Below are 25343 nucleotides of genomic sequence, written 5' to 3' on the forward strand. Positions count from 1 at the left end.
CAAACCCAGGAACACCCAGGAACACCCAGGATCGCGGCCAGGTCAACCCAGACCGGGCCGATCCGCCAGTTATCGAGCCGCAGGTGATGCGGCGCCAACATGAGCCACGACAACAAGCCTACCGACACGCCAGCCGCCTCCAATTTCCTGCGGAGCATCATCGACCAGGACCTTTCCGCCGGCACCTACGGCGGCCGTGCTGACAAGCAGGGCGAGCCGCTGCCGACGGTCATCACGCGTTTCCCGCCGGAACCGAACGGCTACCTGCACATCGGCCACGCCAAGAGCATCTGCGTGAACTTCGGCCTGGCCCGCGACTACGCCGGCCGCTGCCACCTGCGCTTCGATGACACGAACCCGGTCAAGGAAGACACCGAATACGTCGACTCCATCATCGACGCGGTGCACTGGCTGGGCTTCTCGTGGGATGCCAAACAGTCTGGCGGCGAGCCGCACCTGTACTACGCGAGCGACTACTTCGACCGCCTGTACCAGTTCGCCGAGACCCTGATCGAGCGTGGCGTGGCCTACGTGGACAGCCAGACCGCCGAGCAGATCGCCGCCAGCCGCGGCAACTTCTCGGAGCCCGGCAAGGCGTCGCCGTTCCGCGACCGTTCCGTCGAGGAAAACCTGAAGCTGTTCCGCGAGATGCGCGACGGCAAGTACGGCGATGGCGAGCACGTGCTGCGCGCAAAGATCGACATGACCGCGCCGAACATCGTGATGCGCGACCCGGTGCTCTATCGTATCCGCCACGCCCATCACCACCGTACCGGCGACAAGTGGTGCATCTACCCGATGTACGACTTCACGCACTGCATCTCGGATGCGATCGAGAACATCACGCACTCGCTGTGCACGCTCGAATTCGAGAACAACCGCCCGCTCTATGACTGGGTGCTGGAACACCTGCGGGATGCCGGCGTCTTCGCCAGCCCGCTGCCGCACCAGTACGAGTTCGCACGCCTGAACCTGACCTACGCGATCACCAGCAAGCGCAAGCTCAAGCAGCTGGTGGACGAGAAGCGCGTGGACGGCTGGGACGATCCGCGCATGCCGACCATCGTCGGGATGCGCCGCCGCGGCTATACGCCGGAATCGATCCAGCTGTTCTGTGACCGCATCGGCGTGTCGAAGGCCGATAGCTGGATCGACATGAGCACGCTGGAAGGTGCCGTACGCGACGACCTGGACGCTCGCGCCCCGCGCAGCGTGGGCGTGCTGGATCCGGTCAAGCTGATCCTGGACAACTACCCCGAGGGCCAGAGCGAGGAATGCTCGGCGCCGGTTCACCCGAAGCTGCCCGAAATGGGCCGCCGCGTGTTCCCGCTGTCGCGCGAGCTGTGGATCGAGCGCGACGACTTCAACGAAAATCCGCCGAAGGGCTATTTCCGCCTGTTCCCGGGCAACAAGGTACGCCTGCGCTACGGCTACGTGATCGAATGCACGGGCGTGGACAAGGACGCCGACGGCAACGTGATCGCCGTCCACGCGAACTACCTGCCGGAAACGAAGAGCGGTACGCCGGGCGCGGACAGCGTCAAGGTCAAGGGCAATATCCACTGGGTCAGCGCGGCACATGCCTGCCCGGCCGAAGTGCGCCTGTACGACCGCCTGTTCAACGACCCGAATCCCGATGCGGGCGGCAAGAACTTCCTTGACGCGCTGAACCCGGACTCGAAGAAGGTGGTCACCGCCTATCTGGAACCGGGCCTGCGCGACGCCAAGGCGGAAGAGCGCTTCCAGTTCGAGCGTCACGGCTACTTCGTGGCGGACCGGACCGATTCGCAGCCTGGCAAGCCGGTGTTCAACCGCACGGTTGGCCTCAAGGACAGCTGGGGCAAATGAGCATGGCACAGACAATCACGTTTCCGCTCGAGGGCGAGTTCATCGCCCTGAATGACCTGCTCAAGGTGGCTGGCGTCTGCGACAGCGGCGGTGCCGGCAAGGCGCTGGTCGCGGCAGGCGAGGTGACGGTGGACGGCGCGGCCGAGTCGCGCAAGACCGCCAAGATCCGCGCCGGCCAGGTGGTGGGCGTTGGCGGCGCCGACGGCGTTCGCATCAAGGTCATCGCCGCCTGAACCGCCTGTCCGGGGCCTGTCGCGCCGGATCGTGCGGCTGCGGCCGCCGACGGCGGACCGGTAAGAAACAGAAGTAAGGGAAGCAAGGGAAGGGAGGTGGCAGCCCATGCCGCCTCCACACCGAAGCACGCAAGGAGTCTTCATGCCGATCGCGTTCTGGTGTGTATTGCTGGCAGGCCTGATGCCAGTGCTGACTGTCTCCATCGCCAAGGCCGGCAATCGTGCCGGCGCATTCGACAACCACGACCCGCGCGCATGGCTGGAAAGGCAGAGCGGGCGTGCCCGCCGCGCCGACATGGCGCACCGCAATCACTTCGAAGCATTTCCGTTCTTTGCTGCGGCCGTCTTCACGGCCACGCATCTCGCGGCACCCCAGGCGCGCATCGACGAACTGGCGATGGTGTTCATCGTGGTCCGGATTCTTTACACGGTCTGCTACCTGACTGACCGCGCTACGTTACGCACGCTCTGTTGGACAATCGGCTATCTGACGGTAATTGGCATCTTCCTGCTGCCGGTGTTCGTCCACTGAGCCACGGCCATGCCGATGCGTCGCCCTTCCCTTGCCCTGCTGGCCCCGCTTGCTGCGCTTGCCGCTCTCGCCGCCCTGACCAGCACGCCAGCCCTCGCCGCGCCCACAAACTACACCGTCGATCCCACGCATACGAGCGTCTATTTCGGCGTCAGCCATTTTGATCGGACCAGCGTGCGCGGCCGCTTCGGCAAGATCGATGGCCGCGTGATCTACGATCCGGCCACAGGCGCGGGATCGGTCGACTTCACCGTGGACACCGATTCGGTCGACAGCGGCAATCGCAGCCTTGATGGTGTGCTGCGGTCGGCGCAGTTTTTCGACGCCCAGACGTTTCCGGTCGCCAGGTTCCAGGCCAACCGTTTTGTCACGGAAGGCGGCAAGCTCGTTGCCGTGGAAGGTACCTTCACGCTGCATGGCGTTGCCCAACCGCTCAGGCTTGAGGCCGACCGGTTCAGTTGCGGCCAGACCGTGCTATTCGGTATCAGGCGCGATGTCTGCGGTGGTGATTTTCACGCCACATTCGCAAGGAGTGCCTTCGGCATGACACGCTTCCTGCCCGAGGTTGGCGATACCGTCACATTGCAGATCACGGTTGAGGCGTCGCCCGCCGGGGCGGCCCAGTAAGCCGAAAAAAACCGTGCGCAGTGCAGCATGATGACGACCCAGCGTCACCTTTACCGGCAAAATCTTCAGTAAAATCAGCGCCTTGCCTATTCCCATCCTGCCGCGTTTCGCCTATGCGTACCCGGCCAGACGCGAGTCAAGATGAGCCTGATTTCCCTGAACGACGTCGTTGCGGCGTCGCTGGCTGCTGCCGGTGCGTGCCTGGCGTGCAGCATTCCCGCCAATTTCCTCCGTCGCTTTCCGCTGTGGGCCTTCAAGACCTACGGCCGGGGCGCCGTATTGCTCCCCTTGCTGGCCGGCATGGTCGGCATCCTGCTGACGCGCCTGGTTGTCGCTGGCCAGATCAACAGCGATGGCGGCCTGGCCCTGGTGGCAGCGGCTGCGTTCCTGGGACTGGTGCTGGTTTCTGCAATGCTGCGCTTCTGGCTCGGCGAATACCGCAAGTCCTGAGCTTTTCTCCCGTCACTGGGCGTCCCGGCGCACATACCCGCGCCGGTTTTCCATCGCGCCGCCGCGCGGATCACGTATGATTCGGCCTTTCGCGTGCCAGGCACCGTTGCCGGCGCGCGCCGCATTTCCGATCCCATGGCGCTCAAATCCACGATTTTCAAGGCCGAACTGTCCGTCTCGGACATGGACCGGCCGTACTACGGCAGTCATACGCTCACCATCGCGCAGCATCCGTCCGAGAACGATGCCCGCATGATGGTCCGCCTGCTGGCATTCGCCTGCGAGGCCTCCGAAACCATGGCATTCACGCGTGGCCTGGACGAGCCCGACGAACCCGACCTCTGGGACAAGTCGCTGACCGGCGACATCATCCACTGGATCGACCTGGGCCAGCCCGACGAGACCCGCCTGAAGCGCGCCGCCGCACGTGCCGATCACGTCACCATCTATACCTATCAGAGCGCCAGCGCGCGCGAGTGGTGGAAAGGCATGGCAGGCAAGGCCAGCAAGCTGCGCAACGTGACCGTCTACAATGTGCCTTCCGAAGCCGTGGATGCGCTGGCGCAGATGGCCCAGCGCGCCATGCGCCTGTCCGTGACCATTCAGGACGGCGACATCTGGGTCAGCGACGACGACCACAACGTGCAGCTGACACGCGACGTGCTCCAGCGCGCCGACGGCTAGTCATAGCGTCCGCCGGAAACCGATCGGACACATTTACCGCCACACAGAAAAAGGAAGACCGCGATGCATACCAATCCCTCCGGCCTGCAGTATGAAGACACCGTCGTCGGCTCGGGCGACGAAGCCACCGCTGGCAAGCACGTGACCGTGCATTACACCGGCTGGCTCTACGAAAACGGCCAACCTGGCCGCAAGTTCGATTCGAGCAAGGACCGCAACGACCCGTTCGTCTTCCCGCTGGGCGCGGGCCACGTGATCCGTGGCTGGGACGAAGGCGTGCAAGGCATGAAAGTGGGCGGCACGCGTCGCCTGGTGATCCCGGCCGACCTGGGCTACGGCGCGCGCGGCGCCGGTGGCGTGATCCCGCCGAACGCCACGCTGCTGTTCGAAGTGGAACTGCTGTCGGTCTGATCCCGGCCCATTCAGCAAAAAACGGACGCCCTGGCGTCCGTTTTTGTTTGTCCCGAGGCCGAGACGGTCAGAAACCGATGGCCGCGTTGCCCACGTCGATACGCACCTTGTCGCGGTCCAGCAGGCGCCCGGCATGGCGGGCGAAGTCCTGCGCCCAGTCGGCGTTGCCGGCAAAACGGTTCTCGCCCGAGAACTTCGCGACATTAAGGATCTTGTCGATCACAAGCACCTTGCCCACCGGGCTCGACGCCTGGCAGTCCAGTTCGGCATATTCACGGTCAAACCAGCGCCAGGCAGCATCCTCGGTGACGGCCGCAAGCTCGCTGTCGGCCAGCGTGAATTCAAATTCCTTGCCGCTGCCAAATACCACGGTCAGGGTGTGCGCCATGTGCGGTTTCTCCGAGATTCGCCGAGAGTTGAACGACAGTTGCCTGTGTTAGGGCCCCTATTGTAGTGACTTGACGCCCGATCCGCCCAACCGATCGGGCATGGGCCAGCCACCCGACCGTTGCCTGCTACACACACCTTGACCCCGATGTGTGGTTTGCTTGCGACGCATCAATGCGCTTTGGATTATTCTTTCAGCCATGGCCATTACAAGACAGGACCTCGAAGCAAACAGGCTGCGCACGACGCTGTGCAGCACGCCGGTCGCGTCTTCGCTGTTGCCCGAGGCCGATGTGGAGCGCTCGCTGTGCCACACGCTGGCCGGCCGCCCCGACACCCCCGGGCTGGACGGCGATGTCTGGGTTTTCGGCTACGGATCGCTGATCTGGAACCCGATGGTCGTCCATACCGAAAGCCGCCTTGCCACCGTGCATGGCTATCACCGCGGCTTCTACCTGTACTCCAAGATCAATCGCGGCACCTGGGACAACCCCGGGCTGGTGCTGGGCCTGGACCGCGGCGGCTGCTGCACGGGCATGGTCTTCCGCATCCCGCGCCATGTCGTGGAGCAGGAATTCCGCGTGCTGTGGCGCCGCGAGATGATGACCGGCGCCTACCACCCGCGCTGGCTGCGCGTGAAGCTGGACGCTGCGCATGACGCGCCCGAACAGCGGGCACTTGCTTTCGTGATGAATCGCGAACATGCCAGCTACGCCGGCCGGCTGCCCGATACGCGCGTGGTGGACTGCCTGCGCCACGCCTGCGGCCTGTACGGGCCCGCCCGCGAATATCTGCACCAGACCTTGCTGGGGCTTGCCACGCATGGCGTCGACGATCCCTACCTGGGCCGCCTCTGGCGCCAGTTGCAGGAAAGCGATGCCGTCGAGGCCGCCAGCGATGCCTGCGCCGTGGCCACCCCGGTCGCTACCTCGGCCTCGGCGTCGACGTGCCCCGAGGATGCCGTGGCAGCCTCTGCCCACCCCCACGAAACCGTCTGACAGAAGCCACTGCCGACCATCATGACGCGCTCCCAGACCCGCCCCCGCCGCCAGGCGCTCGCCGAAATGCTTGGGCTTATGGGATTGCTGATGGGGGGCGGACTGCTGGCCGGCCAGGGCGGCCAGACACTGGCGCGGTCGATCGGCAGCATGCGCGATGCATCGTCGCCACCCGCATCGGCGCCACACCCATCGTCATCCCACCCGGCATTGCGTGGCGAGGGTATGTCCGCAATCGATCGCAACCTGATCACGGCTGCCAGCATCGGCGACCTCGATCTTGTGAACCGCCTGCTCAAGGCCGGTGCGTCACTCCATGCCGTCGACGAACGCGGCCGCTCTGCCCTGCTGGCCGCGGTGCACAACCGCCGCGGCGACGTGGCACGCGCGTTGATCATGGCCGGCGCCGACGTCAACCAGAAGGATGGCGAATCCAACAGCGCCTTCCTGCTGGCGGCCGCCACCAACCAGCTCGACGTGGTACGACTGTCGCTGTCGCACGGCGCGGACATCCGCAGCACTGACCGCTACGACGGCACGGCCCTGATTGCGGCCTGCCAGCACGGCAATGTCGAAGTCGTAAAACTACTATTGAAGGCGGGGGTGCCGGTGGACCGCGTCAACCAGCTGGGCTGGACGGCACTGCTGGAAGCCATCATCCTCGGCGACGGCAGCGCGCGCTATGAAGAAATCGTGCAATTGCTGCTCGATGCGGGCGCCGATGCCAACCTGGCCGACCGCGAGGGCATCACGCCGTCGCGCCATGCGCGCGAACGCGGCTACAAGACGATGGTCAAGATGCTGATGCGGGCCAGGGGGCACTGAGCCGGCGGTACCGCAGACCTGCTCCCCCTCCCGCGTCGCGGGAGCGGGGAGCAGGCACCCAAGGTCAGGCCGTGGCGGCAGGCGTCTGGCGCGCGTTTTCCGATTCCTGCAACTGCCGCCACATCACCTTGCCGGTACCCGACTTCGGCAGCGCATCGACAAACTCCACCACACGCGGATACTTGTAGGCGGCCATGTTTTCCTTGGCCCACTCGACGATGTCCTCGGGCCGGGTCTTGCCCTTGGCGTCGGCGCGCAGCACCACCACCGCCTTCACCGTCTCGCCGCGATACTGGTCGCGCGTGCCGATAATGCAGGCTTCCTGCACGGCCGGATGCTTGTACAGCAGGTTTTCCACCTCGGCCGGCCAGACCTTGAAGCCCGACGCATTGATCATGCGCTTGAGACGGTCGGTGATGAAGTAGTAGCCGTCTTCGTCCATGCGGCCCAGGTCGCCGGTGCGGAAGTAGGTCTGGCCTTCGAATTCGATGAACGCGTCGCGCGTGGCGTCTTCCTTGCCCCAGTAGCCCTTGAACACCTGCGGGCCGCGCACGATGATCTCGCCCACCTCGTTGGGCGGCAGTTCCTTCAGCGTGACCGGGTCCACCACGCGCGCATCGGTGTTGAACGTCGGCACGCCCAGGCACTGCAGCTTGGCGCGCTCGGACGGATTGCTGTGCGTCGGCGCCATGGTCTCCGACAACCCATAGCCTTCCAGGTAGCTCAGGCCGAACTGGGTCTTCAGGCGCTCGGCCACCGCTTGCGGCATGGCCGCGCCGCCGCCGCCGATATAGCGCAGGCTGCTGACGTCGAAGGTTGCCAGGTTCGGGCTGCCCAGGAAGTCGATCACCATGGTCGGGATATTGGTCCAGTGCGTGACCTGGTAGCGCGAGATCAGGCGCCCGGCCACTTCGCGATCCCAGCGTGGCAGCATCACCACGGTGGCGCCGGTGTAGATCGGGCCGTTCATGCCGTACTGCATGCCGGTCACGTGGAACAGCGGCAGCACCGACAGGATCACCGATTCGGCACCGCTGCCCGACCATGTGGCCCCGCCAATGACGTTATGCATCACCGAACGATGGGTGTGGATGCAGCCCTTGGGAAAGCCGGTGGTGCCCGACGTGTACGGCATCACGGCCATGTCGTCGGGGCCTGCGGTATGCGGGCCCGGTTGCAGGCCGGCGGCCAGGGCCTCGGCCCACGGTGTGGCATTGGCGGGCAGCGGGTGCTGCGCGGTCAGCCATGCGGGCGGGGCGTCTTCGGGGAATTCGTGCGACGGCGGCAGCGCGTCGGCGTACTGCGTCACCAGCAGATGCTGCAGGCGCTGGTCGGCGGCCAGTTCGCTGTCGGCCTGCATTGCGCCGGCGGCCAGGTCTGCCGTGCAGATCGCCACGCGGGCACCGGCATCGGTGATGTAGTGCTTGAATTCCTCGGCGCGGTTCATCGGATTGACCGGCACCACCACGGCGTCCGCACGCAGGATCGCGTAGTAGCTGATGATGAACTGCGGGCAGTTCTGCATGTACAGCAGCACGCGATCGCCCTTCTTCACCCCCGCCTTCTGCTGCAGCCAGCCGGCCATGGCCGTGGCCTGCGCTTCGAGCGCGCGAAACGTGATGGCATTGCCGAAGTAGCGGATGGCAGCCTTGTCCGCATAGCGGCGCGCCGAAACCTCGAGGTTGTACCAGAGCGAAGTTTCCGGCAGCACGATTTCGGTCGGCACTCGCTTGGGCCAGAACTGAAAGTGCGGACGGGCGGGCGTGGTGGTCATGGTGTCTCCTGCGGTTGGTCTTCAAGGGACCAGTTTCTGGAAATCGCGTGTCTCGCGAGGTGGGCCCCGCGTATTGGTCAAACAATATAACTGAACGACCGTTCTATTTTCAACAGGAGGTTTTCCCGCGCATCGCCGCGCCCCTGTCAGGTGCCGGTTGCAATTTGGGACTTCGTCCTCACAATGATGGAATCCGGCCACAGTGCTGGCCAACCCGATTCCAAGGTGCAGAACATGAGCGACGTCACCCTGCAGAACTTCGAAGCCGAAGTCATCAACAGCCCCGTACCCGTACTGGTGGATTTCTGGGCGCCCTGGTGTGGCCCGTGCCGCACTCTTGGGCCGATGCTGGAAAAGCTGGAAGCCGAAGCCGGCGGTACGTGGAAGCTGGTCAAGGTCAATGTCGACGAGAACCAGCAACTGGCCGCACACTTTGGCGTCCGCAGTATTCCCCACGTGGTGGCGTTTGCCGGCGGGCAGGCAGTCAACCAGTTTGTGGGCGTGCTACCGGAATCGCAATTGCGCGAGTTCATCGACACCCTGGCCCCCAGCGAAGGCGAGGCCGCCTTGCAGGACCCCCAGGCACTGGCCGCAGCCGGCGACCGTGAAGGCGCCAGGGCTGCGTGGCAGGCCGCGCTCGCAGATGATCCGGAAAACGATCCGAATCGCCTGGCATATATCAGCTTCCTGCTCGACGGCGATGCGATTGACGCAGCCGAAGCGGAATTTGGCCGCCTGACGCCGCGCGCACCGCAGGAAGACGGCTACGCCGCGCTGCGGACCCGGCTGGATGCGATGAAGGGACTCGACGATCTGCCTGACGGCGCCGACCTGAAAGCGCAGGTCGAAGCCGACCCGGCCAACCTGGCCGCGCGCCTGGATCTGGCAAAGGTGCTGATCGCACGCCGCGAGTACGAACCCGCACTGGCCCAGTTGATGGAAATCGTGCGCCGCGACCGCGGCTTCGAAGACGACATTGGCCGCAAGACCATGCTGTCGGTGTTCGAGTTGATGGCCGATTCGCCAGAAGTGGTATCGAAATGGCGCCGGCAACTCAGCACGGCGCTGAACTGAGCGGCAGCCGTAATCGGAGAGAGTACGAAAAAAGCGCAGAGAGGACGCGGAGAGGGTATCGCCCCTCTCCCTGCCGGATGGCGTCAGGCCACCGGGGCCTCGATCAGCGAAAAGCCGTTGGCCTTCATATGCTCGACCATCATCGCGTCCATCGACTTCACATGATTGTCGAACCAGCCTGACAGGTCATCCACCAGCCGACGGCCCAGCGAGAGCCCGCCCTTGCCGGGGCCTTCCGGATCTTCCACTTCCTGCGCGATCTTGTCGCGCACGGCCTGCACCACCTGCAGCACGCCCTTGTGCTCGTTCGTATGGCAGAAGCGCGGCCCGAACTGCATGGCCTCCATCCACTGCTCTTCCTGCTCGAAATGGTGGCGCGTATGCGCGATCCACTCGTCATAGGCGGCCAGAAAGCCGGCATCGTCGGATTTGGCGACGGCATCGAGCAATTGCAGGAATTCGGCGTGCGTGGCGTCGGTCACGGGCTCGCCCAGCCGGAGTTCGTCCGGCAAGCCTTCCGAGGAAAGACCGTCGTAGGGGTTCTGTGCTGCAGACATGGATCTGGAGACTTTTCTTTGAGATAAGCGGCAAGGATACCGATTTCGCCGCCGTCCGATCTGATTTTCCGCAAAGAACGGTATCCTTGACCCTCGCGCCCCTGGCAAGTGACTGATGTTCAGCAAGCCCCCGACATGCCTCGACTGATCTTCTTCTGCGGTCACGCCGGCACCGGCAAGACCACCCTCGCCCATCGGCTGATCGGCCCGCTGATGCAGGCCACCGGCGAACCGTTCTGCCTGCTCGACAAGGACACCCTCTACGGACGGTATAGCGCGGCAGCCATGCGCGCGATCACCGGCGACCCCAATGACCGCGACAGCCCGGCGTACCTGGACAACCTGCGCGACCCCGAATACGAGGGCCTGCTGGACACCGCACGCGAGAACCTGATGCTGGGCATCAGCGTGATCGTGATTGGCCCGCTCTCGCGCGAAATCCGTGCGCATCTGCTGACCGATCCGCAATGGCTGCATGTGCCCGAGGGCACGCGCACGCAGATCGTCTGGGTGCACCTGCCGGAGGACGAGGCGCATGCGCGCATCGTCAGCCGCGCCAATCCCAACGATGCCTACAAGCTCACGCACTGGGACGCCTACCGCGCGCGCCGGTTTTCGCCGGACCCGGCCGAATATCCCGAGCTGATCTTCTTCGACAACCAGGCCCCGGACGACGCCACCGTCGGCGCCCTGCTACGGACGCTGGCCGCCTGAGCCTAGCCGGCCGCGAGCGCGCCGATCACCGCCGACGCCGCCACAAACCCGAAAACCGCCGTCACCGCCACCGACGACCCGAATCCGGCGCAGGCCAGGCCTTGCGGGCCACGCGCCGGCGCGGGCGGCACCTCGTCGATCTCGCACGCCTGCTGTTCGGGCTCGGGGTAGCGCAACGGTTCGTCGGAGTAGACAGCCTCGATGCCGAATTTCTTCTTCGGATCGCGCGGGAAACCCCACTGCCGGCGCAGGTTGCCGCGCACCTTCGCCAGCAACGGGTCCTGGATCGTGCGGGCAAGGTCCTCGATGCGCACGCGCGTGGGGTCGAGCTGGCCGCCCGCGCCGCCGCATGTGATCACGCGCACGCCTTCGCGGCGTGCCCAGCCCAGGATCGCGGTCTTGACCTTCACGGCGTCGATGGCGTCGATCACATAGTCAAAGCCTGATAGCAATACCGCCACGTTGTCTTCGGTCACGAAATCGTCGATCTGCGTCACGCGGCAACGGGGGTTGATCGCCACGATGCGCTCGGCCATGGCCTCCACCTTGGCCCGGCCGTAGGCATCGCCCAGCGCATGGATCTGCCGGTTCGTGTTCGACGCGGCAATGTGATCGAGGTCGATCAGCGTGATGCGCCCCACCGCATTGCGCGCCAGTGCCTCGGCCGCCCAGCTGCCCACTCCGCCGACACCGATAACGCACACATTGGCCGCTTCCAACCGGGCCAGCCCATGCGCACCGTACAGGCGCGCCACGCCGCCAAAGCGGCGATGGTAGTCGTCGTCGACGGGGCTTTCGTGTGACAAGGGCGCAGGCAGGTCCTGCTCCGCCAAAGGCGTAGGGGTGATGGTCATAGTTGAAGTCTTAAATCTGCCGGCATTTTATGTCACCCGCAGGAATTCATCCGGCCCGGCAAACGGCAACAAATAGGCATCCCGACGACCGCAATGTCAGCCTGAGGCCGACAACCACCTGCGGCTGGCCTCCCTACAATTACCAATGCAGTGGTTCATCCGCCGCACGGCTGCCACCAGGAGTCCACCCCTTATGCCCGCCTCGCGTCGCCACAAGATCGTTTTCTGGAGCGTGTTCACGCCGCTGGCGCTGATTGCGATCCTTGTCGTCATCATCCTGACGTTCGACTGGAACCGGCTTAAGCCTTGGCTCAACGACAAGGTGTCGGAATCGATCGGGCGCCCGTTCGCCATCAATGGCGACCTGACCGTCACCTGGAAACGCGGCCAGGGGGAGACCGGCTGGCGCACGCTTGTGCCATGGCCACGCCTGTCGGCCAAGGACATTTCCGTGGGCAACCCCGAGTGGGCCCAGGCGCCCAACATGGGCACTATCCGGGAACTGATCTTCGTGCTGCGGCCGCTGCCCTTGCTGGCCCACGAGATCAACGTGCCCACCATCGTCGTCGACAGCCCCGCCGTGTGGCTCGAACGGCTCGCCGACAAGCGCAACAACTGGACCTTCGACCTGCGCAAGCAGACCGATTCCGGCAAATCCAAATGGCACCTCGACGTGGGTGAAGTGGTGCTGCAGCGCGGCAACCTGGCGCTGGACGACGCCGCCGAAAAGATCCAGCTGCAGGCAACGCTGGACACCGTCGGCGACCAGGCCATCTACGACAAGGCCCGCGACGGCGCGCTGATGCCGTCCGACGCCTCGGCCGTGGCGGCGTCGCAGGGCTCTGCCGCATCGACGCCCGAGGCCAGGGCCAACGACAACCAGGGCGGGAAGACCGGTAACGACGACCGCTACGGCATTCGCTGGAAAGCCGTGGGCCATTACAACCAGGCCACCATCAACGCCACCGGCAAGGCCGGCACCGTGCTGAGCCTGCGCGACGTGGATACCCCCTACCCGGTACAGGCCGACGTGCGCGTAGGCGCCACCCACGCCACGATGGAAGGCACCGTGACCAATCCGGCCCACCTGGGCGCGCTCGATGTGAACCTGACGCTGGCCGGCGACAGCATGGCGTCGCTCTACAACCTGACCGGCATCGTGCTGCCGTCCACACCGCCGTATGAAACGCGCGGCCGGCTGGTAGCCACGCTGAAGAAGGGTGCATCGACCTATACCTACCGCGACTTCACCGGCAAGGTGGGCGGCAGCGACCTGGGCGGCACGCTCACGTTTTCCCAGCGCTCGCCGCGTCCGCTGCTGTCTGGCGAACTGGTCTCGAAGCAGTTGCTGTTCGCCGACCTGGCGCCGCTGATCGGCGGCGGCGGCAAGCCGGGCCAGGCGGCCAAGGACAGCCCCGTGAAGCAGCCGGCCGACAAGAAGCTGCCAGTGGCGCCGTTCCGCACCGAACGTTGGGACGAGATCGACGCCGACGTGAAGTTTACGGGCAAGCGCATCGTGCGCAATGAAGACCTGCCGATCACCGACCTGACCACGCACCTGAAGCTGACCGACGGCGTGCTGCTGCTCGACCCCCTGAACTTCGGCATGGCGGGCGGCAACCTGGTGTCGACGATCCAGCTCGACGGCAAGCGCGAACCGATGGGCGCGAAGATCGACATGACCGCGCGGCATCTGAAGATCAAGCAGCTGTTCCCGAAGGTGGAAAGCACGCGCGCCAGCGTTGGCGAGGTGAACGGCAGCGCCAAGCTGTCCGCCACCGGCAATTCGGTGGCCGCGCTGATGGGGTCGTCGAACGGCGAGGCCAAGCTGCTGGTGGAAAACGGCACCGTCAGCAAGTTCATCCTCGAAGCCATCGGCCTGAACGTGGGCAGCGTGGTGATTTCGAAGCTGTTCGGCGACAAGCCCGTGCAGATCAACTGCGGCGTCAGCGCGTTCGGCTTCCAGAACGGCATCGCGCGGGCCCAGACCTTCGTGCTCGACACCCAGGATGCCGTCATCACCACCGAGGGCGCGGTCGATTTCAAGGACGAACGCCTGGCGCTGACGATCCATCCCAATTCAAAGGGGCTGCGCGTCATCTCGCTGCGCTCGCCGCTCTATGTGGGCGGCACGTTCAAGAACCCGTCGGTCAGCCCGAATATCGCCATCCTGGCGCTGCGTGCCGGCGGGGCGCTGGCCTTGGCCCTGACCGCGCCCGTGGCGATGGTGGTGCCGCTGCTCGACGTCTCGGGCGGCGGCGACGAAAGCGAATGCGCGAGGCTGCTGGCGGAACTGAAGAAGCGGCCTACCGCCCCGCCGCCGGGCAAGACCTACCAGGGACCGGACGCGCCGAAGGGCCAGCAGCAGGCCGGCCCGGCCATTCCGGAGTCGCCCACGAAGTCGGACGCCGCACGTGGCGAGCCGGCACCGCCGCCGACCAAGCCCCGCATCCCCGGCCCCACGGTGCAACAGCCGTTGCGACCGGACAACGACAAGCAGCTTTACCAGGGCGGCTAGCGAGACAGGCGTTGGTTCCACGCTGCGGCCGCCCGCCCCCCTGCTCATTGCACGCGGCGACATCGACATATCCGCAACACACTTGTACCGAATGTGTTGCGGATTTGGCACGCCCTTCTACACCGTTGTTGTGCATATCCCACTGACAGTCGCATAATCGGCTGGTCGTTGATTAAGCAAGCAATTAATGAGCAACGACACGCAACGCCGCCGCTTGCCGGGTTCCAGCCTGGCCAGCGGTGCTTTGTAAGGTGCGGCTCCGGCCGCACTGATTTTCTTTTTCGCGCGTCTTATTGTCCGGATCGGAGACCCTTGCCGGCGGCGCGAACCACCTTCGTCGCCCCCGCGCACCCCCTGCCATGACGTTGCCTCATGCCGCCGTTCCCCCGATCAGCTGGCTGATCGCGCTGACGGTGTGCAACCACGTGGCGTTCAACGCCAGTCGTGTCGTCGTTTCCCTATTTGCCATTTCGCTCAAGGCGTCCACGGTCACGCTGGGCATCCTGATGTCGCTCTATGCGCTGCTGCCGATGTTCCTGGCGATTCGCGCCGGCAAGCGCATCGACGAGATTGGCCCTCGCCTGCCGATGACGGCCGGGTCGCTGATGGTGGTGGGCGGCACGCTGCTGCCGGCGGTCTGGCACGACATTGCGTCGCTGTACGCGGCATGCGCGCTGATCGGCGTGGGCTTCATGCTGGTGCAGGTAGCCATGCAACTGCTGATCGGCCAGGTGTCGACCAACGAAACCCGCCTGCGCAACTACACGTGGCATGCGCTGGGGCTGTCCATCTCGGGCACGCTCGGGCCAGTGGCGATGGGCTATACGATCGAGCACGCGGGCTTTCGCACCGCGTTCTGCATCCTGGTTGGCGTGGCGCTGCTGGGCCAGGCCGGCCTGCAGTATGTACGGCCGCGCCTGCCTGCCACTGGCGGCAATGCGGGCCGCATCGCCATCGAGGACGGGTCGCGCCATTCCACGCTGGACCTGCTCCTGCATCCCGAACTGCGGGCCGTGTTCGTCGCCAGCGCCGTGCTCTCCGCCGCGTGGGACCTGCATGCGTTCCTGATCCCGATCCAGGGCACGCGAATTGGCCTGTCGCCGTCGATGATCGGCTGGGTGCTCGGGGCGTTCTCGATCGCCACGCTGGCGATCCGGATTGCCATGCCGATGGTGTCGCGCCATTTCTCGGAATGGAAGATCATCCGCCTGGCGCTGCTGGTGGGCGCAATGGCGTACGTGGTCTATCCGTTCGTGTCGCATTTCTGGCTCATGTGCAGCCTGGCGTTCGTGCTGGGCCTGGCGCTGGGCAGCGCCCAGCCCAACGTCATGAACATCCTGCACACGGCCTCGCCCTCGGGCCGCGCCGGCGAGGCACTGGGCCTGCGCTCCGCCGTGCTCAATACGAGCCAGGTGGTGTGGCCGCTTACGTTCGGCGTGGTGGGCACGGCGCTGGGCATGCTGCCGATCTTCCTGTCGATGGCTGGCGCGATGGGCATGGCGAACTACTATTCGCGGCGCCAGACGCAAAAGATCGCCGCGCCGAAACTGTCCGACTAGCCACTGGCGGACTGGAATCGCGCAGACTAGTAAAACTACGATGCCGCTTTGCCATGGCGCAAATGCGGTGTGTGGCGCATTCGCTATACTCGAAGCATCCTGGTCCGCATGGTCCCCGTGCGGCCCGACTCTTCGATATGCGATATGACCCAACTCGCTGATCTGCGCCGCAACTACATGCTGAGCGCCCTTTCCGAAACCGACGTGGCAGGCGACCCGATCCGCCAGTTCCAGAACTGGTTCGACGAGGCCATGCAGGCCAAGCTGCCCGAACCCAACGCCATGACGCTTGCCACGGTAGGTGCCGATGGTCAGCCGTCAGCGCGCATCGTGCTGCTCAAGGGCATGGATGCCAACGGCTTCACGTTCTTCACCAACTACGAAAGCCGCAAGGGCCTGGACCTGGAAGCCAACCCGCGCGCGGCGCTGCTGTTCCACTGGGTGCAGCTCGAACGCCAGGTGCGGGTGGAAGGCATTGTCGAGAAGGTGGACGATGCCGAGAGCGATGCCTATTACGCATCGCGTCCGCTGGGCTCGCGCCTGGGCGCGTGGGCCTCCGAACAAAGCCGCGAGGTGGCCGGCCGCGACGTGCTGGAGGCACGCGAAGCCGACTTCCGCAGCAAGTTCGGCGACAACCCGCCGCGTCCGCCGCACTGGGGCGGCTACCGCCTGCGGCCCACGTGGATCGAGTTCTGGCAAGGCCGCCCTTCGCGCCTGCACGACCGCATCGCCTTCCGGCAGCAGACCGACGGCAGCTGGCAGATCGTCCGCCTGTCGCCCTGAGCCTGCGCGCTACGTGAAGCGAACGGCGCAGTGCGGGGCGACCAACGCTGCATCGTCAATATCTGCTTGTTCTGACAGGCACTGACTGCGGCGCCCCACACTGCACAATTCGGCGAATTGGCGTAAAGTTATTGGGATGTCGCACCGGCCATGCATCGGTGCGCCCCCAAGGCCAGTGCTGCGTCCCGCCACGCAGTCTGCGCAGCCGACCGTGGGGCATTTCATTCGAGAGGGATAATCAACCAATCGGGAGAAAGCCGCATGTTCTTCAAGCAAGCAATCGACAAGCAGCTCGATAGCTGGATCTCCGACGTGCGCGAGCACGCCAACCTGCCTGTCAGGCTTAGGCTGTGGAATGGCAGCGAGTACCAGCTAGGCAATTTCGACAAACCCGAGGTCACGCTGACCGTGCGCGAGGCCTCGGCCCTTCCGCTGCTGCTCGCGCCAAGCCTGGACAACCTCGGCGAGGCATACGTCCAGGAAAAGATCGATCTCGACGGCCGCCTGGCCGACATCATCAAGATGGCCTACGGCCTGTCGGCCGCCGCGGCACGCAGTGCGGGGGGCGCCCTGGCAAAGGTGGCGCAGCACTTCACGCACAGCCGTTCGGAAGACAAGGCATCGATCCAGTATCACTACGACGTTTCCAACGCGTTCTACCAGCTCTGGCTCGATCCGCGCATGGTGTATTCGTGCGCGTATTTCGAGGACGGCACCGAAGACCTGGCTACGGCGCAGCTCAAGAAGATCGACCACATCCTGACCAAGATCCGCGTGCAGCCGGGCCAGACCCTGCTCGACATCGGCTGCGGCTGGGGTGCGCTGGTGATCCGCGCCGCGCAGAAGTACGACGCGCGGTGCGTGGGCATCACGCTGTCGCAGAACCAGTTCGACCTGGCCACCGAACGTGTGAAGGCCGCCGGGCTGCAGGACCGCATCGAGATCCGGCTGCAGGACTATCGCGACATCCAGGGCCAGTTCGACCGCATCACCAGCGTCGGCATGTTCGAGCACGTGGGCAAGGACAACCTGATCGGCTACTTCGGCCGCATCCGCGACCTGCTCAAGGACGATGGCGTGGCGATGAACCACGGCATCACGGCCACCGACCCCGACAGCGGCGCCGTGCCGATGGACGGCTCGGGCTTCATGGACCGCTATGTGTTCCCGCAGGGCGAACTGCCGCACATCAGCATGGTGCTGAATACCATGGCCAAGGGCGGGCTGGAGGCCTTCGACGTGGAGTTGCTGCGCCGGCACTATGCCCAGACGCTGCGGCACTGGGGCGACAATTTCGAGACGAATGCCGAGGCGATCCGTGCGATGGTAGGCGAGAAGAAATACCGCATCTGGCGCGTCTACATGGCCGGCTGCGAGCACGCGTTCACCAACAGCATCATGTCGTTGCACCAGGTGGTGTGCCAGAAGGCAAATCGTCCCGCCGACACATTCCCGATCTCGCGGCGCTATATTTACGCGTCTCCGATTGGAAATGCCGCCTGACGTTTGACTGACAACCTCGACCTGTTCGGCGATGCCCCGGCATCGCCGGACGCCCCGCCCCGGCCCGCCGCGGCCGGAAATCCCGAAAAGAAGAAGCCCGTTGGCAAGGTCGTCCAGCCCTGGACGCCCGATGCCGCGCTGACCGCGCTCGCCGGCCGGCTGCCCCCCAACCTGTATTTCGGTACCTCGTCGTGGTCGTATCCGGGCTGGCACGGCATGGTCTACGACGGCGAGTACACGGAAAGCCTGCTGTCCCGCAAGGGCCTGCTCGCCTGCGGCCAGCATCCGCTGCTGCGCGCGGCGGGTATCGACCGCGGTTTCTATGGCCCGATTCCGCTGGCCGACTACCTGGGCTACGCGGCGCAGGTGCCCGAAGGTTTCCGCTTCCTGGTCAAGGCGCCGGCCAGCGTATGCGATGCCTGGCTGCGCGGCCCCGATGGCGCCGGACGCTTGCCAAACGCCGCATTCCTGAACGCCGAGATCGCGATCCGCGATTTCATCGTGCCGGCCACTGGCGGCCTGGGCCAGCGTTGCGGCCCGCTGCTGTTCCAGCTGTCACCGCTGCAAAGCGTGGCTGACGACGGCCCGGCCTTCTTCGCGCGGCTCGATGCCTTCCTGGCCGCCCTGCCGCGGCTGGACCCCAGCCTGACGCCGCACGCCTGCTATGCCGTGGAAATGCGTGATCCTGCGCTGCTGACGCCACGCTACATCCGCCTGCTGCGCGAGCGCGGCGTGCGCTTCTGCCTGGCCGCGCGCGACCGCCTGCCGCCGGTGACGCGCCAGGCCCATGCGCAGGCGCTGATGGACGACGGCGCGCCCGGCCCGCTGGTGCTGCGCTGGATGCTGCGCGAGGGCCGCTCCTATGCGATGGCCGAGAAAGCCTACATGCCGTTCGACAAGCTCGTGGACCCCGACGACGCGACGCGCGATGCCATCGCCGATGTGGTGGCGAACACGCTGCGCAGCGGCCAATCGACCTACGTCATCGTCAGCAACAATGCCGAAGGCTGCGCGCCGCTGAGCATCGCCCGGCTGGCCGCGGCGATTGCCGAGCGGCTGCAAGGCGCGGCAGGCCTGGCCCTTTCTGCCTAGCGCCGCATACGGTGCGCGAAGTCGCGCCGGAACTGCGCCAGCTTGGGGGTGATCACAAATGCGCAGTAGCCCTGCGCCGGATGCTCCTGATAGTAGTTCTGGTGGCTCATCTCGGCGCGCCAGTACGGCTGCTCCGGTTCGAGCTGCGTGACGATCGGCGCGTCGTACACCTTGTTCGCCACCAGTTCGCCAATCACATACTCCGCTACAGCGCGCTGGGCCTCCGAATGCGTGAAGATCATCGAGCGATACTGCGGGCCCACATCGTTGCCCTGCCGATTGAGTTGCGTCGGGTCATGGATCGAGAAGAAGATCTCCAGGATTTCCCGGAATGTGATCGTGGCCGGGTCGAAGGTCAGGCGCACCACCTCGGCGTGGCCCGTGTCGCCCTCGCACACCTGGCGATAGGTGGGATTGTGGATATAGCCACCGGTATAGCCCGACTCCACGGCACGTACGCCATCCACCTGCTGGAACACCGCCTCCAGGCACCAGAAACTCCCGCCACCGAGCGTGGCAATCTCAAGTTCGTGATCCATCTGCTCGCTCCCTTTACCGCGTTCAGGGGTATCCGATACCGCGTCGGCTCTAACGGGCATCGATTTTCCAGCATAAGCAATGGCGCAACGAACTGCCGTTAAAAATGAAACAAGTGCAATCAGGAGGGCGTAAAGACCCATTGATATCGCGTAGGGGTCACTTCGGGTGAAATGTCCGGAGTCCGCTACAATCGCACCTGTATTGGCGCCTGCAGGCGCCGGCAGCGCGCGTCCGGCAGCCCTGCGTCGAGTGTGCGCCAGGCCACCGAAATCGCCGCCCCCCAGGATTAGGTTTGGTGTGTTGAATGCGCGCCGGCCATCCCGATATGAAGATCATGGATTTGTGTGGAGCCCGAGAGATGGGCATGCCCGAGGCCGCCGCCCCAGCCACCCAGGAGCGCAAGGCCGCCGCCCCCGATTTTGACAGCCGTCATTTCAAGCGCGCGCTGTCGCAGTTCGCCACAGGTGTAACGGTGATCACCACGCGTGCCGCCGGCCACCAGCACGCCAACGGCGCGCCGTTCGTCGGCATTACCGCCAGCTCGTTCAATTCGGTATCGCTCGATCCGCCGCTGGTGCTGTGGAGCATGGCCACGCGCGCCAACAGCCTGCCGATGTTCCGCGATGGCTCGCACTACATCATCAACGTGCTGGCCGCATCACAACTGGACCTGTGCCAGCGCTTTGCCACGCTCAAGGGCGACCGCTTTGCCGGCGTGGATTACCGGTTGTCCGAGACTGGCCTGCCAATCCTTGGCAATGCCCTGGCCTGGTTCGAGTGCCACAACCGCAGCCGCTATGACGAAGGCGACCACGTGATCTTCGTTGGCGAAGTGGAACGCTGTGGCATCCTCGACGCCGGCGGCGAGCCGCTGGTGTTCCAGGGCGCGCAGTTCTCCACACTATGCCCGCTGAATCCGCTCGATCAGATCGAGCCGCGCGACCGCTAGGTCACGGCTTCGCGTCCTTGTCCTTCAGGATCGCCAGGGGCGATCCGTCCGTCTTGATCCGCTGCAGCACGATATTCGAGCGGATATCCATCACCCCGGGCGTGCGATATAGCCGATTCACGATGAAATCGGAGTAATGCTTCAGGTTGCGCGCCTGCACCCGCAGGATGTAGTTGCTGTCGCCGGTGATCACATAGGCGGTCAGCACCTCGGGCCAGGTCTGCACCACGGCATTGAACGTGTCGTGCCAGCCCTCCACGTCGTGCCGCATCGATACCTGCACGATGGCCTCGATCTCCAGCCCCAGCTGCTCGGCGTCGAACCACGCCTTGTAGCCGCCTATCACGCCGTTTTCTTCCAGCAGCCGCACCCGCCGCAAGCACGCGGATGGCGATAACGCCACCCGGTCGGCCAGGTCCTGATTACTGATGCGGCCGTTCTCCTGCAGGGCGGTGAGTATGCGTAAATCAATCGGATCGAGGGTCATTTCGCAGAAACCACGGTTTTCTATTTATCTTGCACAATTTTATGCGAAAGATGGTCCAGTTGACGGGCCATTTCGCAAGCCTCTTCTCGGCGCTTTTGACTATGATCCCCACACGCACCGCGTCTTCAGAAACGCGCTACGGAGACCCTAGTCAACATGCCAAACGCCCCCACTGCCTCCCGCCGGATCTGGGATATCAGCCCGCCGGTATCGAACGCCACGCCGGTCTGGCCCGGTGACACCCCGTTCCGGCACGAACCCGCCTGGCAACTGGACGAACACTGCCCGGTCAATGTTGGCCGCATCACGATGTCGCCGCACACGGGCGCCCATGCCGACGCGCCGCTGCATTACGCGGCCGATGGCGCGCCGATTGGCGACGTGCCGCTGGACGCCTATCTGGGCCCCTGCCGCGTGATCCACTGCATCGGCGCCGCGCCGCGCGTAGAGCCGCATCACGTCGAGGCAGCGCTGGCTGGCGTGCCGCAGCGCGTGCTGCTGCGCACCTATGAAAGCGTGCCGCTGGGCGCGTGGGACTCGGCGTTCTGCGCTGTCGCCCCGGAAACCATTGCATTGCTGGCCCGCCATGGGGTGAAGCTGATTGGCATCGACACGCCGTCGCTGGACCCCGAGACCTCGAAGACGATGGACGCCCACCACGCGGTGCGCGATCACCGGCTGGCGATTCTCGAAGGCATCGTGCTCGACGACGTGCCGGCCGGCGACTACGAACTCATCGCGCTGCCGCTGCGCCTGGCCACGCTCGACGCGAGCCCGGTCCGTGCGGTGCTGCGTGCACTCTGAACCCTTCCGAACACCCTGAACACTGAAAGCATGACCAACCTGACTCGCGAACGCTGCCAGGCGCTGGACCGGGACGACCCGCTCCGCGCGCTGCGCGAACAATTTGCCCTGCCCGCCGGCGTGATCTATCTCGATGGCAATTCGCTGGGCGCCCGCCCGCGCGCCGCCGCGGCGCGCGCCGCCGAGGTGGTCAGCAGCGAATGGGGCGAAGGCCTGATCCGCAGCTGGAATACCGCGGGCTGGTTCGACCTCCCGGGCCGGCTGGGCAACCGCCTGGCGCCGCTGATTGGCGCGGGCCACGACGAAGTGGTGGTCACCGACACCACGTCGATCAACCTGTTCAAGGTGCTGGCCGCCGCGCTGCGCGTGCAACAGCAGCGCGATCCGTCGCGCCGCGTGATCGTGTCCGAGGCCAGCAATTTCCCGACCGATCTCTATATCGCCCAGGGCCTGGCCGACCTGCTGCAGCAAGGCTACGAAGTCCGCCTGGTGAACAGCCCCGATGAGATCGACGCCGCCGTGGGCGCCGATACCGCCGTGCTGATGCTGACGCATGTCAACTACAAGACCGGCGAGATGCTCGACATGGCCGGCCTGACCGAACTCGCCCACGCGCGCGGCGTGCTGACCGTCTGGGATCTGGCGCACTCGGCCGGCGCGGTGCCGGTGGACCTGACAGCGGCCAGGGCAGACTACGCCATCGGCTGCACGTACAAGTACCTGAACGGCGGCCCGGGCTCGCCCGCCTTCGTCTGGGTGGCACCCGCGCTGCGCGACCAGTTCTGGCAACCGCTGTCGGGCTGGTGGGGCCATGGCGCGCCGTTCGCGATGTCGCCGCAGTACGCGCCCGCCAAGGGCATCGGCCGTTTTTTGTGCGGCACGCAGCCGGTCACGTCGCTCGCCATGGTCGAATGCGGCCTGGATATCTTCGCGCAGACCAGCATGAGCGCGTTGCGTGCGAAGTCGCTCAAGCTGACCGACATGTTTATCGAACTCGTCGAATCACGATGCGCCAGGCATCCGCTGACGCTGGTCACGCCGCGCGCGCACGCCCGGCGCGGCAGCCAGGTGAGCTTTGCGCACCCCGACGGCTATGCGCTGGTGGCCGCGCTGATCGAGCGCGGCGTGATTGGCGACTATCGCGAGCCCGGCATTGCCCGCTTCGGCTTCACGCCGCTCTACACGACCTTTACCGAAGTCTGGGATGCCGTGGAAATCATGCGCGACGTGCTGGACAGCGGCGCCTATCGCGACGCCCGCTTTGCGGTGCGGACGGCGGTGACCTGAGCGGAGCGCATCATGACTGAATTCAAGGGATGCCCGATGGGGCACGGCAGCCAGCCGGCCGACGCCACCGGCGAGGATGGCTGGCATGGCGCGCAGATGGATTTTGCCCGCGACATGAGCTATGGCGACTATCTGGGCCTGGACCAGATCCTGAGCGCACAGCATCCACGGTCGCCGGACCACAACGAGATGCTCTTCATCGTCCAGCACCAGACCACCGAGCTGTGGATGAAGCTGATGCTGCACGAACTGCGCGCCGCGCGCGACGGCGTGAAGAACGACCAACTGCGTCCGGCGTTCAAGATGCTGGCGCGCGTGTCGCGCATCATGGATCAGCTGGTGCAGGCGTGGAACGTGCTCGCCACCATGACGCCGCCCGAATATTCGGCCATGCGCCCTTACCTGGGCGCTTCGTCGGGATTCCAGTCGTACCAGTATCGCGAAATCGAGTTCATCCTCGGCAACAAGAACGCGGCCATGCTACGGCCGCACGCGCACCGGGCCGAACATCTGGAACTGGTGGAAACGGCGCTGCATACACCGTCGATGTACGACGAGGCCATCCGGCTGATGGCGCGGCGCGGGTTCGAGATCGACGCCGAAGTGGTGGAACGCGACTGGACCCAGCCAACCCAGTACAACGCGTCGGTGGAGGCGGCCTGGCTGGAGGTGTACCGCAACCCTGCGGCGCATTGGGAACTGTACGAGCTGGGCGAGAAGTTCGTCGACCTCGAGGATGCCTTCCGCCAATGGCGTTTCCGCCACGTGACCACGGTGGAGCGCGTCATCGGCTTCAAGCGCGGCACCGGCGGCACCGAAGGCGTCAGCTACCTGCGCCGGATGCTCGACGTGGTGCTGTTCCCGGAATTGTGGAAGCTGCGGACGGACCTGTAATCCGCCGATGGCTTCCGCCCTCTCCCGTTCTCGCGGGAGAGGCCTGCCCGGCCGCTACCGCCCGGCCGGATCCGATAGCCTTGCGCCCAGCGTCTGCAGCGCGGGCGCCAGCTTCTCGTGGAACGTCTCCTCGCTGACGGCGCCATACGATGCACTGCAGCTCAGCATGTGCAGATCCTTTTCCCCCACCGGCTTGAATGCCACCGCGCAGGCGTGGATGGCCGGATGCCAGTCGCGGAACGACGCGGCATAGCCATCGCGCTCGGCCTGCGCCAGCGCGGCGCGCATCGGTACTTCCTGCTGCTTCCACTGCTCCGGATACGCCTGCGCGAACTCGGCCAGCACCTTGTCGCGGCGTGCCGGCGCCAGCGCAGCCAGGTAGGCCCGCCCCATCGAGCTGGACACCAGCGACAGACGAGATCCCACGCCCAGGCCCAGCATCACGCCGGCATCGTTCCGGATCGACTCCATATAGATGACTTCCATGCGCTCGCGCTTGCCCAGCGACACCGACACGCCATACGACTGCGCGAAGGCCAGCATGTGCGGGCGCGCCAGCGTCACCACATCGGACGCCGAAAGGTAGGAAAACCCGAGCGCCAGCACGCCGGCATCGAGCGCGTACTTGCCCAGGCTGTCGTCGTAGCGCAGGTATCCCAGCTGCACCAGGGTGCCGGCCAGACGGCTGACTGTGGCCTTTGGGAACCCCGTGCGGCGCACGAAGTCCTGGTTGCCCAGCATCGCCTCGCCGGTACGGAAACACCGCAGCAGCTCCAGCCCGCGCGCCAGCGCAGTCACAAAATTGGGGTCGCTCTCGCGCTCCTTCTGGACCGGCTCGGCGGCGGTGGCAGTGGATGTAGCCAAGAGACAGCTCCTGTGGAAGTTGGTCGATTGCCGAACGCAAATCGCCAGGGCGCGGATTTCCCCTGTTGCAGCGCGAATCGGTTCAGCTATACTAG

27 protein-coding genes are annotated in these 25343 nt (G+C 65.3%); 20 read left to right on the forward strand and 7 right to left on the reverse strand.

Features of this window, described 5'->3' with window-relative positions:
• The first annotated feature begins 99 nt into the window (after nt 1–99).
• From A9J21_RS02730 to A9J21_RS02760, 7 genes are all read left to right on the forward strand, one after another.
• The gene (locus A9J21_RS02730) at nt 100–1848 is read left to right on the forward strand and encodes a glutamine--tRNA ligase/YqeY domain fusion protein (RefSeq protein WP_066731630.1); all 1749 of its coding nucleotides are present in this window, start codon (nt 100–102) and stop codon (nt 1846–1848) included.
• 2 nt (nt 1849–1850) lie between these two features.
• Complete coding sequence (locus A9J21_RS02735) at nt 1851–2081, forward strand: RNA-binding S4 domain-containing protein (protein ID WP_066731632.1); 231 nt, start codon at nt 1851–1853, stop codon at nt 2079–2081.
• A 142-nt stretch (nt 2082–2223) separates the two neighbouring features.
• A complete protein-coding gene (locus A9J21_RS02740) occupies nt 2224–2613 on the forward strand; it encodes an MAPEG family protein (RefSeq protein ID WP_066731635.1) in 390 nt (129 codons plus the stop codon).
• 15 nt (nt 2614–2628) lie between these two features.
• On the forward strand, nt 2629–3240 hold the full coding sequence (locus A9J21_RS02745) for a YceI family protein (protein WP_066731852.1): 612 nt from the start codon (nt 2629–2631) through the stop codon (nt 3238–3240).
• A 141-nt stretch (nt 3241–3381) separates the two neighbouring features.
• Entirely contained in the window at nt 3382–3690 is a 309-nt protein-coding gene (locus A9J21_RS02750; protein ID WP_066731637.1) for a hypothetical protein, read from the forward strand.
• Nucleotides 3691–3825: 135 nt separating this feature from the next.
• Nucleotides 3826–4374 (forward strand): YaeQ family protein, encoded by a 549-nt coding sequence (locus A9J21_RS02755; RefSeq protein WP_066731856.1) that lies wholly within the window; start codon nt 3826–3828, stop codon nt 4372–4374.
• A 63-nt stretch (nt 4375–4437) separates the two neighbouring features.
• Nucleotides 4438–4785 (forward strand): FKBP-type peptidyl-prolyl cis-trans isomerase, encoded by a 348-nt coding sequence (locus A9J21_RS02760; RefSeq protein WP_066731639.1) that lies wholly within the window; start codon nt 4438–4440, stop codon nt 4783–4785.
• A gap of 67 nt (nt 4786–4852) precedes the next feature.
• Here A9J21_RS02760 and A9J21_RS02765 read toward each other — a convergent pair whose 3' ends face one another.
• Entirely contained in the window at nt 4853–5173 is a 321-nt protein-coding gene (locus tag A9J21_RS02765) for a hypothetical protein (protein WP_066731641.1), read from the reverse strand.
• A 199-nt stretch (nt 5174–5372) separates the two neighbouring features.
• Between A9J21_RS02765 and A9J21_RS02770 the strand changes: the two genes are divergently transcribed.
• Both A9J21_RS02770 and A9J21_RS02775 read left to right on the forward strand, forming a co-directional pair.
• Nucleotides 5373–6170, forward strand: coding sequence for a gamma-glutamylcyclotransferase (locus tag A9J21_RS02770; protein ID WP_066731643.1), 798 nt, complete (start codon nt 5373–5375; stop codon nt 6168–6170).
• 21 nt (nt 6171–6191) lie between these two features.
• The gene (locus tag A9J21_RS02775) at nt 6192–6995 is read left to right on the forward strand and encodes an ankyrin repeat domain-containing protein (RefSeq protein ID WP_082926208.1); all 804 of its coding nucleotides are present in this window, start codon (nt 6192–6194) and stop codon (nt 6993–6995) included.
• A 64-nt stretch (nt 6996–7059) separates the two neighbouring features.
• On the opposite strand, the gene A9J21_RS02780 is transcribed toward A9J21_RS02775, so the two are convergent.
• Complete coding sequence (locus A9J21_RS02780) at nt 7060–8769, reverse strand: long-chain fatty acid--CoA ligase (RefSeq protein WP_066731645.1); 1710 nt, start codon at nt 8767–8769, stop codon at nt 7060–7062.
• A 234-nt stretch (nt 8770–9003) separates the two neighbouring features.
• On the opposite strand from A9J21_RS02780, the gene trxA reads away from it, so the two are divergent.
• Nucleotides 9004–9843, forward strand: a complete 840-nt coding sequence (trxA, locus tag A9J21_RS02785; RefSeq protein ID WP_066731858.1) for a thioredoxin — start codon at nt 9004–9006, stop codon at nt 9841–9843.
• A gap of 83 nt (nt 9844–9926) precedes the next feature.
• Here trxA and A9J21_RS02790 read toward each other — a convergent pair whose 3' ends face one another.
• Nucleotides 9927–10400, reverse strand: coding sequence for a bacteriohemerythrin (locus A9J21_RS02790; RefSeq protein WP_066731647.1), 474 nt, complete (start codon nt 10398–10400; stop codon nt 9927–9929).
• Nucleotides 10401–10535: 135 nt separating this feature from the next.
• Here A9J21_RS02790 and A9J21_RS02795 point away from each other — a divergent pair, with 135 nt between their 5' ends.
• A complete protein-coding gene (locus tag A9J21_RS02795) occupies nt 10536–11114 on the forward strand; it encodes an ATP-binding protein (RefSeq protein ID WP_066731650.1) in 579 nt (192 codons plus the stop codon).
• A gap of 2 nt (nt 11115–11116) precedes the next feature.
• Here A9J21_RS02795 and tcdA read toward each other — a convergent pair whose 3' ends face one another.
• Nucleotides 11117–11968 (reverse strand): tRNA cyclic N6-threonylcarbamoyladenosine(37) synthase TcdA, encoded by an 852-nt coding sequence (tcdA, locus tag A9J21_RS02800; protein WP_082926209.1) that lies wholly within the window; start codon nt 11966–11968, stop codon nt 11117–11119.
• A 193-nt stretch (nt 11969–12161) separates the two neighbouring features.
• Between tcdA and A9J21_RS02805 the strand changes: the two genes are divergently transcribed.
• The 5 genes from A9J21_RS02805 (at nt 12162) to A9J21_RS02825 (ending at nt 19423) form a co-directional block, all read left to right on the forward strand.
• Nucleotides 12162–14486, forward strand: coding sequence for an AsmA family protein (locus A9J21_RS02805; RefSeq protein ID WP_066731654.1), 2325 nt, complete (start codon nt 12162–12164; stop codon nt 14484–14486).
• A gap of 359 nt (nt 14487–14845) precedes the next feature.
• Complete coding sequence (locus A9J21_RS02810) at nt 14846–16045, forward strand: MFS transporter (protein ID WP_066731657.1); 1200 nt, start codon at nt 14846–14848, stop codon at nt 16043–16045.
• 144 nt (nt 16046–16189) lie between these two features.
• Nucleotides 16190–16828 carry a pyridoxamine 5'-phosphate oxidase gene (gene pdxH / locus A9J21_RS02815; RefSeq protein ID WP_066731859.1) on the forward strand — a complete coding sequence of 213 codons (639 nt, stop codon included), beginning with the start codon at nt 16190–16192 and terminating at the stop codon, nt 16826–16828.
• Nucleotides 16829–17089: 261 nt separating this feature from the next.
• On the forward strand, nt 17090–18331 hold the full coding sequence (locus A9J21_RS02820; protein WP_066731660.1) for a cyclopropane-fatty-acyl-phospholipid synthase family protein: 1242 nt from the start codon (nt 17090–17092) through the stop codon (nt 18329–18331).
• 3 nt (nt 18332–18334) lie between these two features.
• Nucleotides 18335–19423, forward strand: a complete 1089-nt coding sequence (locus A9J21_RS02825) for a DUF72 domain-containing protein (protein WP_066731662.1) — start codon at nt 18335–18337, stop codon at nt 19421–19423.
• On the opposite strand, the gene msrA is transcribed toward A9J21_RS02825, so the two are convergent.
• On the reverse strand, nt 19420–19962 hold the full coding sequence (gene msrA, locus A9J21_RS02830) for a peptide-methionine (S)-S-oxide reductase MsrA (protein ID WP_066731664.1): 543 nt from the start codon (nt 19960–19962) through the stop codon (nt 19420–19422). The two genes, A9J21_RS02825 and msrA, sit on opposite strands and share 4 nt — an antisense overlap.
• Nucleotides 19963–20321: 359 nt before the next feature.
• Here msrA and A9J21_RS02835 point away from each other — a divergent pair, with 359 nt between their 5' ends.
• Nucleotides 20322–20912: a flavin reductase family protein gene (locus tag A9J21_RS02835; RefSeq protein WP_066731666.1), complete on the forward strand. Its 591-nt coding sequence runs from the start codon at nt 20322–20324 to the stop codon at nt 20910–20912.
• 1 nt (nt 20913) lies between these two features.
• On the opposite strand, the gene A9J21_RS02840 is transcribed toward A9J21_RS02835, so the two are convergent.
• Nucleotides 20914–21399: an Lrp/AsnC family transcriptional regulator gene (locus tag A9J21_RS02840; protein WP_066731668.1), complete on the reverse strand. Its 486-nt coding sequence runs from the start codon at nt 21397–21399 to the stop codon at nt 20914–20916.
• Between the two features lie 156 nt (nt 21400–21555).
• Between A9J21_RS02840 and kynB the strand changes: the two genes are divergently transcribed.
• The 3 genes from kynB to kynA are packed head-to-tail and all read left to right on the forward strand — an operon-like array spanning nt 21556 to nt 24384.
• Nucleotides 21556–22203 (forward strand): arylformamidase, encoded by a 648-nt coding sequence (gene kynB, locus A9J21_RS02845; protein ID WP_066731669.1) that lies wholly within the window; start codon nt 21556–21558, stop codon nt 22201–22203.
• A 30-nt stretch (nt 22204–22233) separates the two neighbouring features.
• Nucleotides 22234–23490: a kynureninase gene (gene kynU / locus A9J21_RS02850; RefSeq protein WP_066731670.1), complete on the forward strand. Its 1257-nt coding sequence runs from the start codon at nt 22234–22236 to the stop codon at nt 23488–23490.
• Nucleotides 23491–23502: 12 nt separating this feature from the next.
• Complete coding sequence (gene kynA / locus A9J21_RS02855) at nt 23503–24384, forward strand: tryptophan 2,3-dioxygenase (protein WP_066731672.1); 882 nt, start codon at nt 23503–23505, stop codon at nt 24382–24384.
• A gap of 54 nt (nt 24385–24438) precedes the next feature.
• Here the strand turns inward: kynA and A9J21_RS02860 are convergent, their stop codons facing one another.
• Nucleotides 24439–25248 carry an IclR family transcriptional regulator gene (locus tag A9J21_RS02860; RefSeq protein WP_066731677.1) on the reverse strand — a complete coding sequence of 270 codons (810 nt, stop codon included), beginning with the start codon at nt 25246–25248 and terminating at the stop codon, nt 24439–24441.
• Nucleotides 25249–25343: the final 95 nt, after the last annotated feature.

This window comes from Cupriavidus sp. D384, assembly GCF_001652915.1.
Classification (GTDB): domain Bacteria; phylum Pseudomonadota; class Gammaproteobacteria; order Burkholderiales; family Burkholderiaceae; genus Cupriavidus.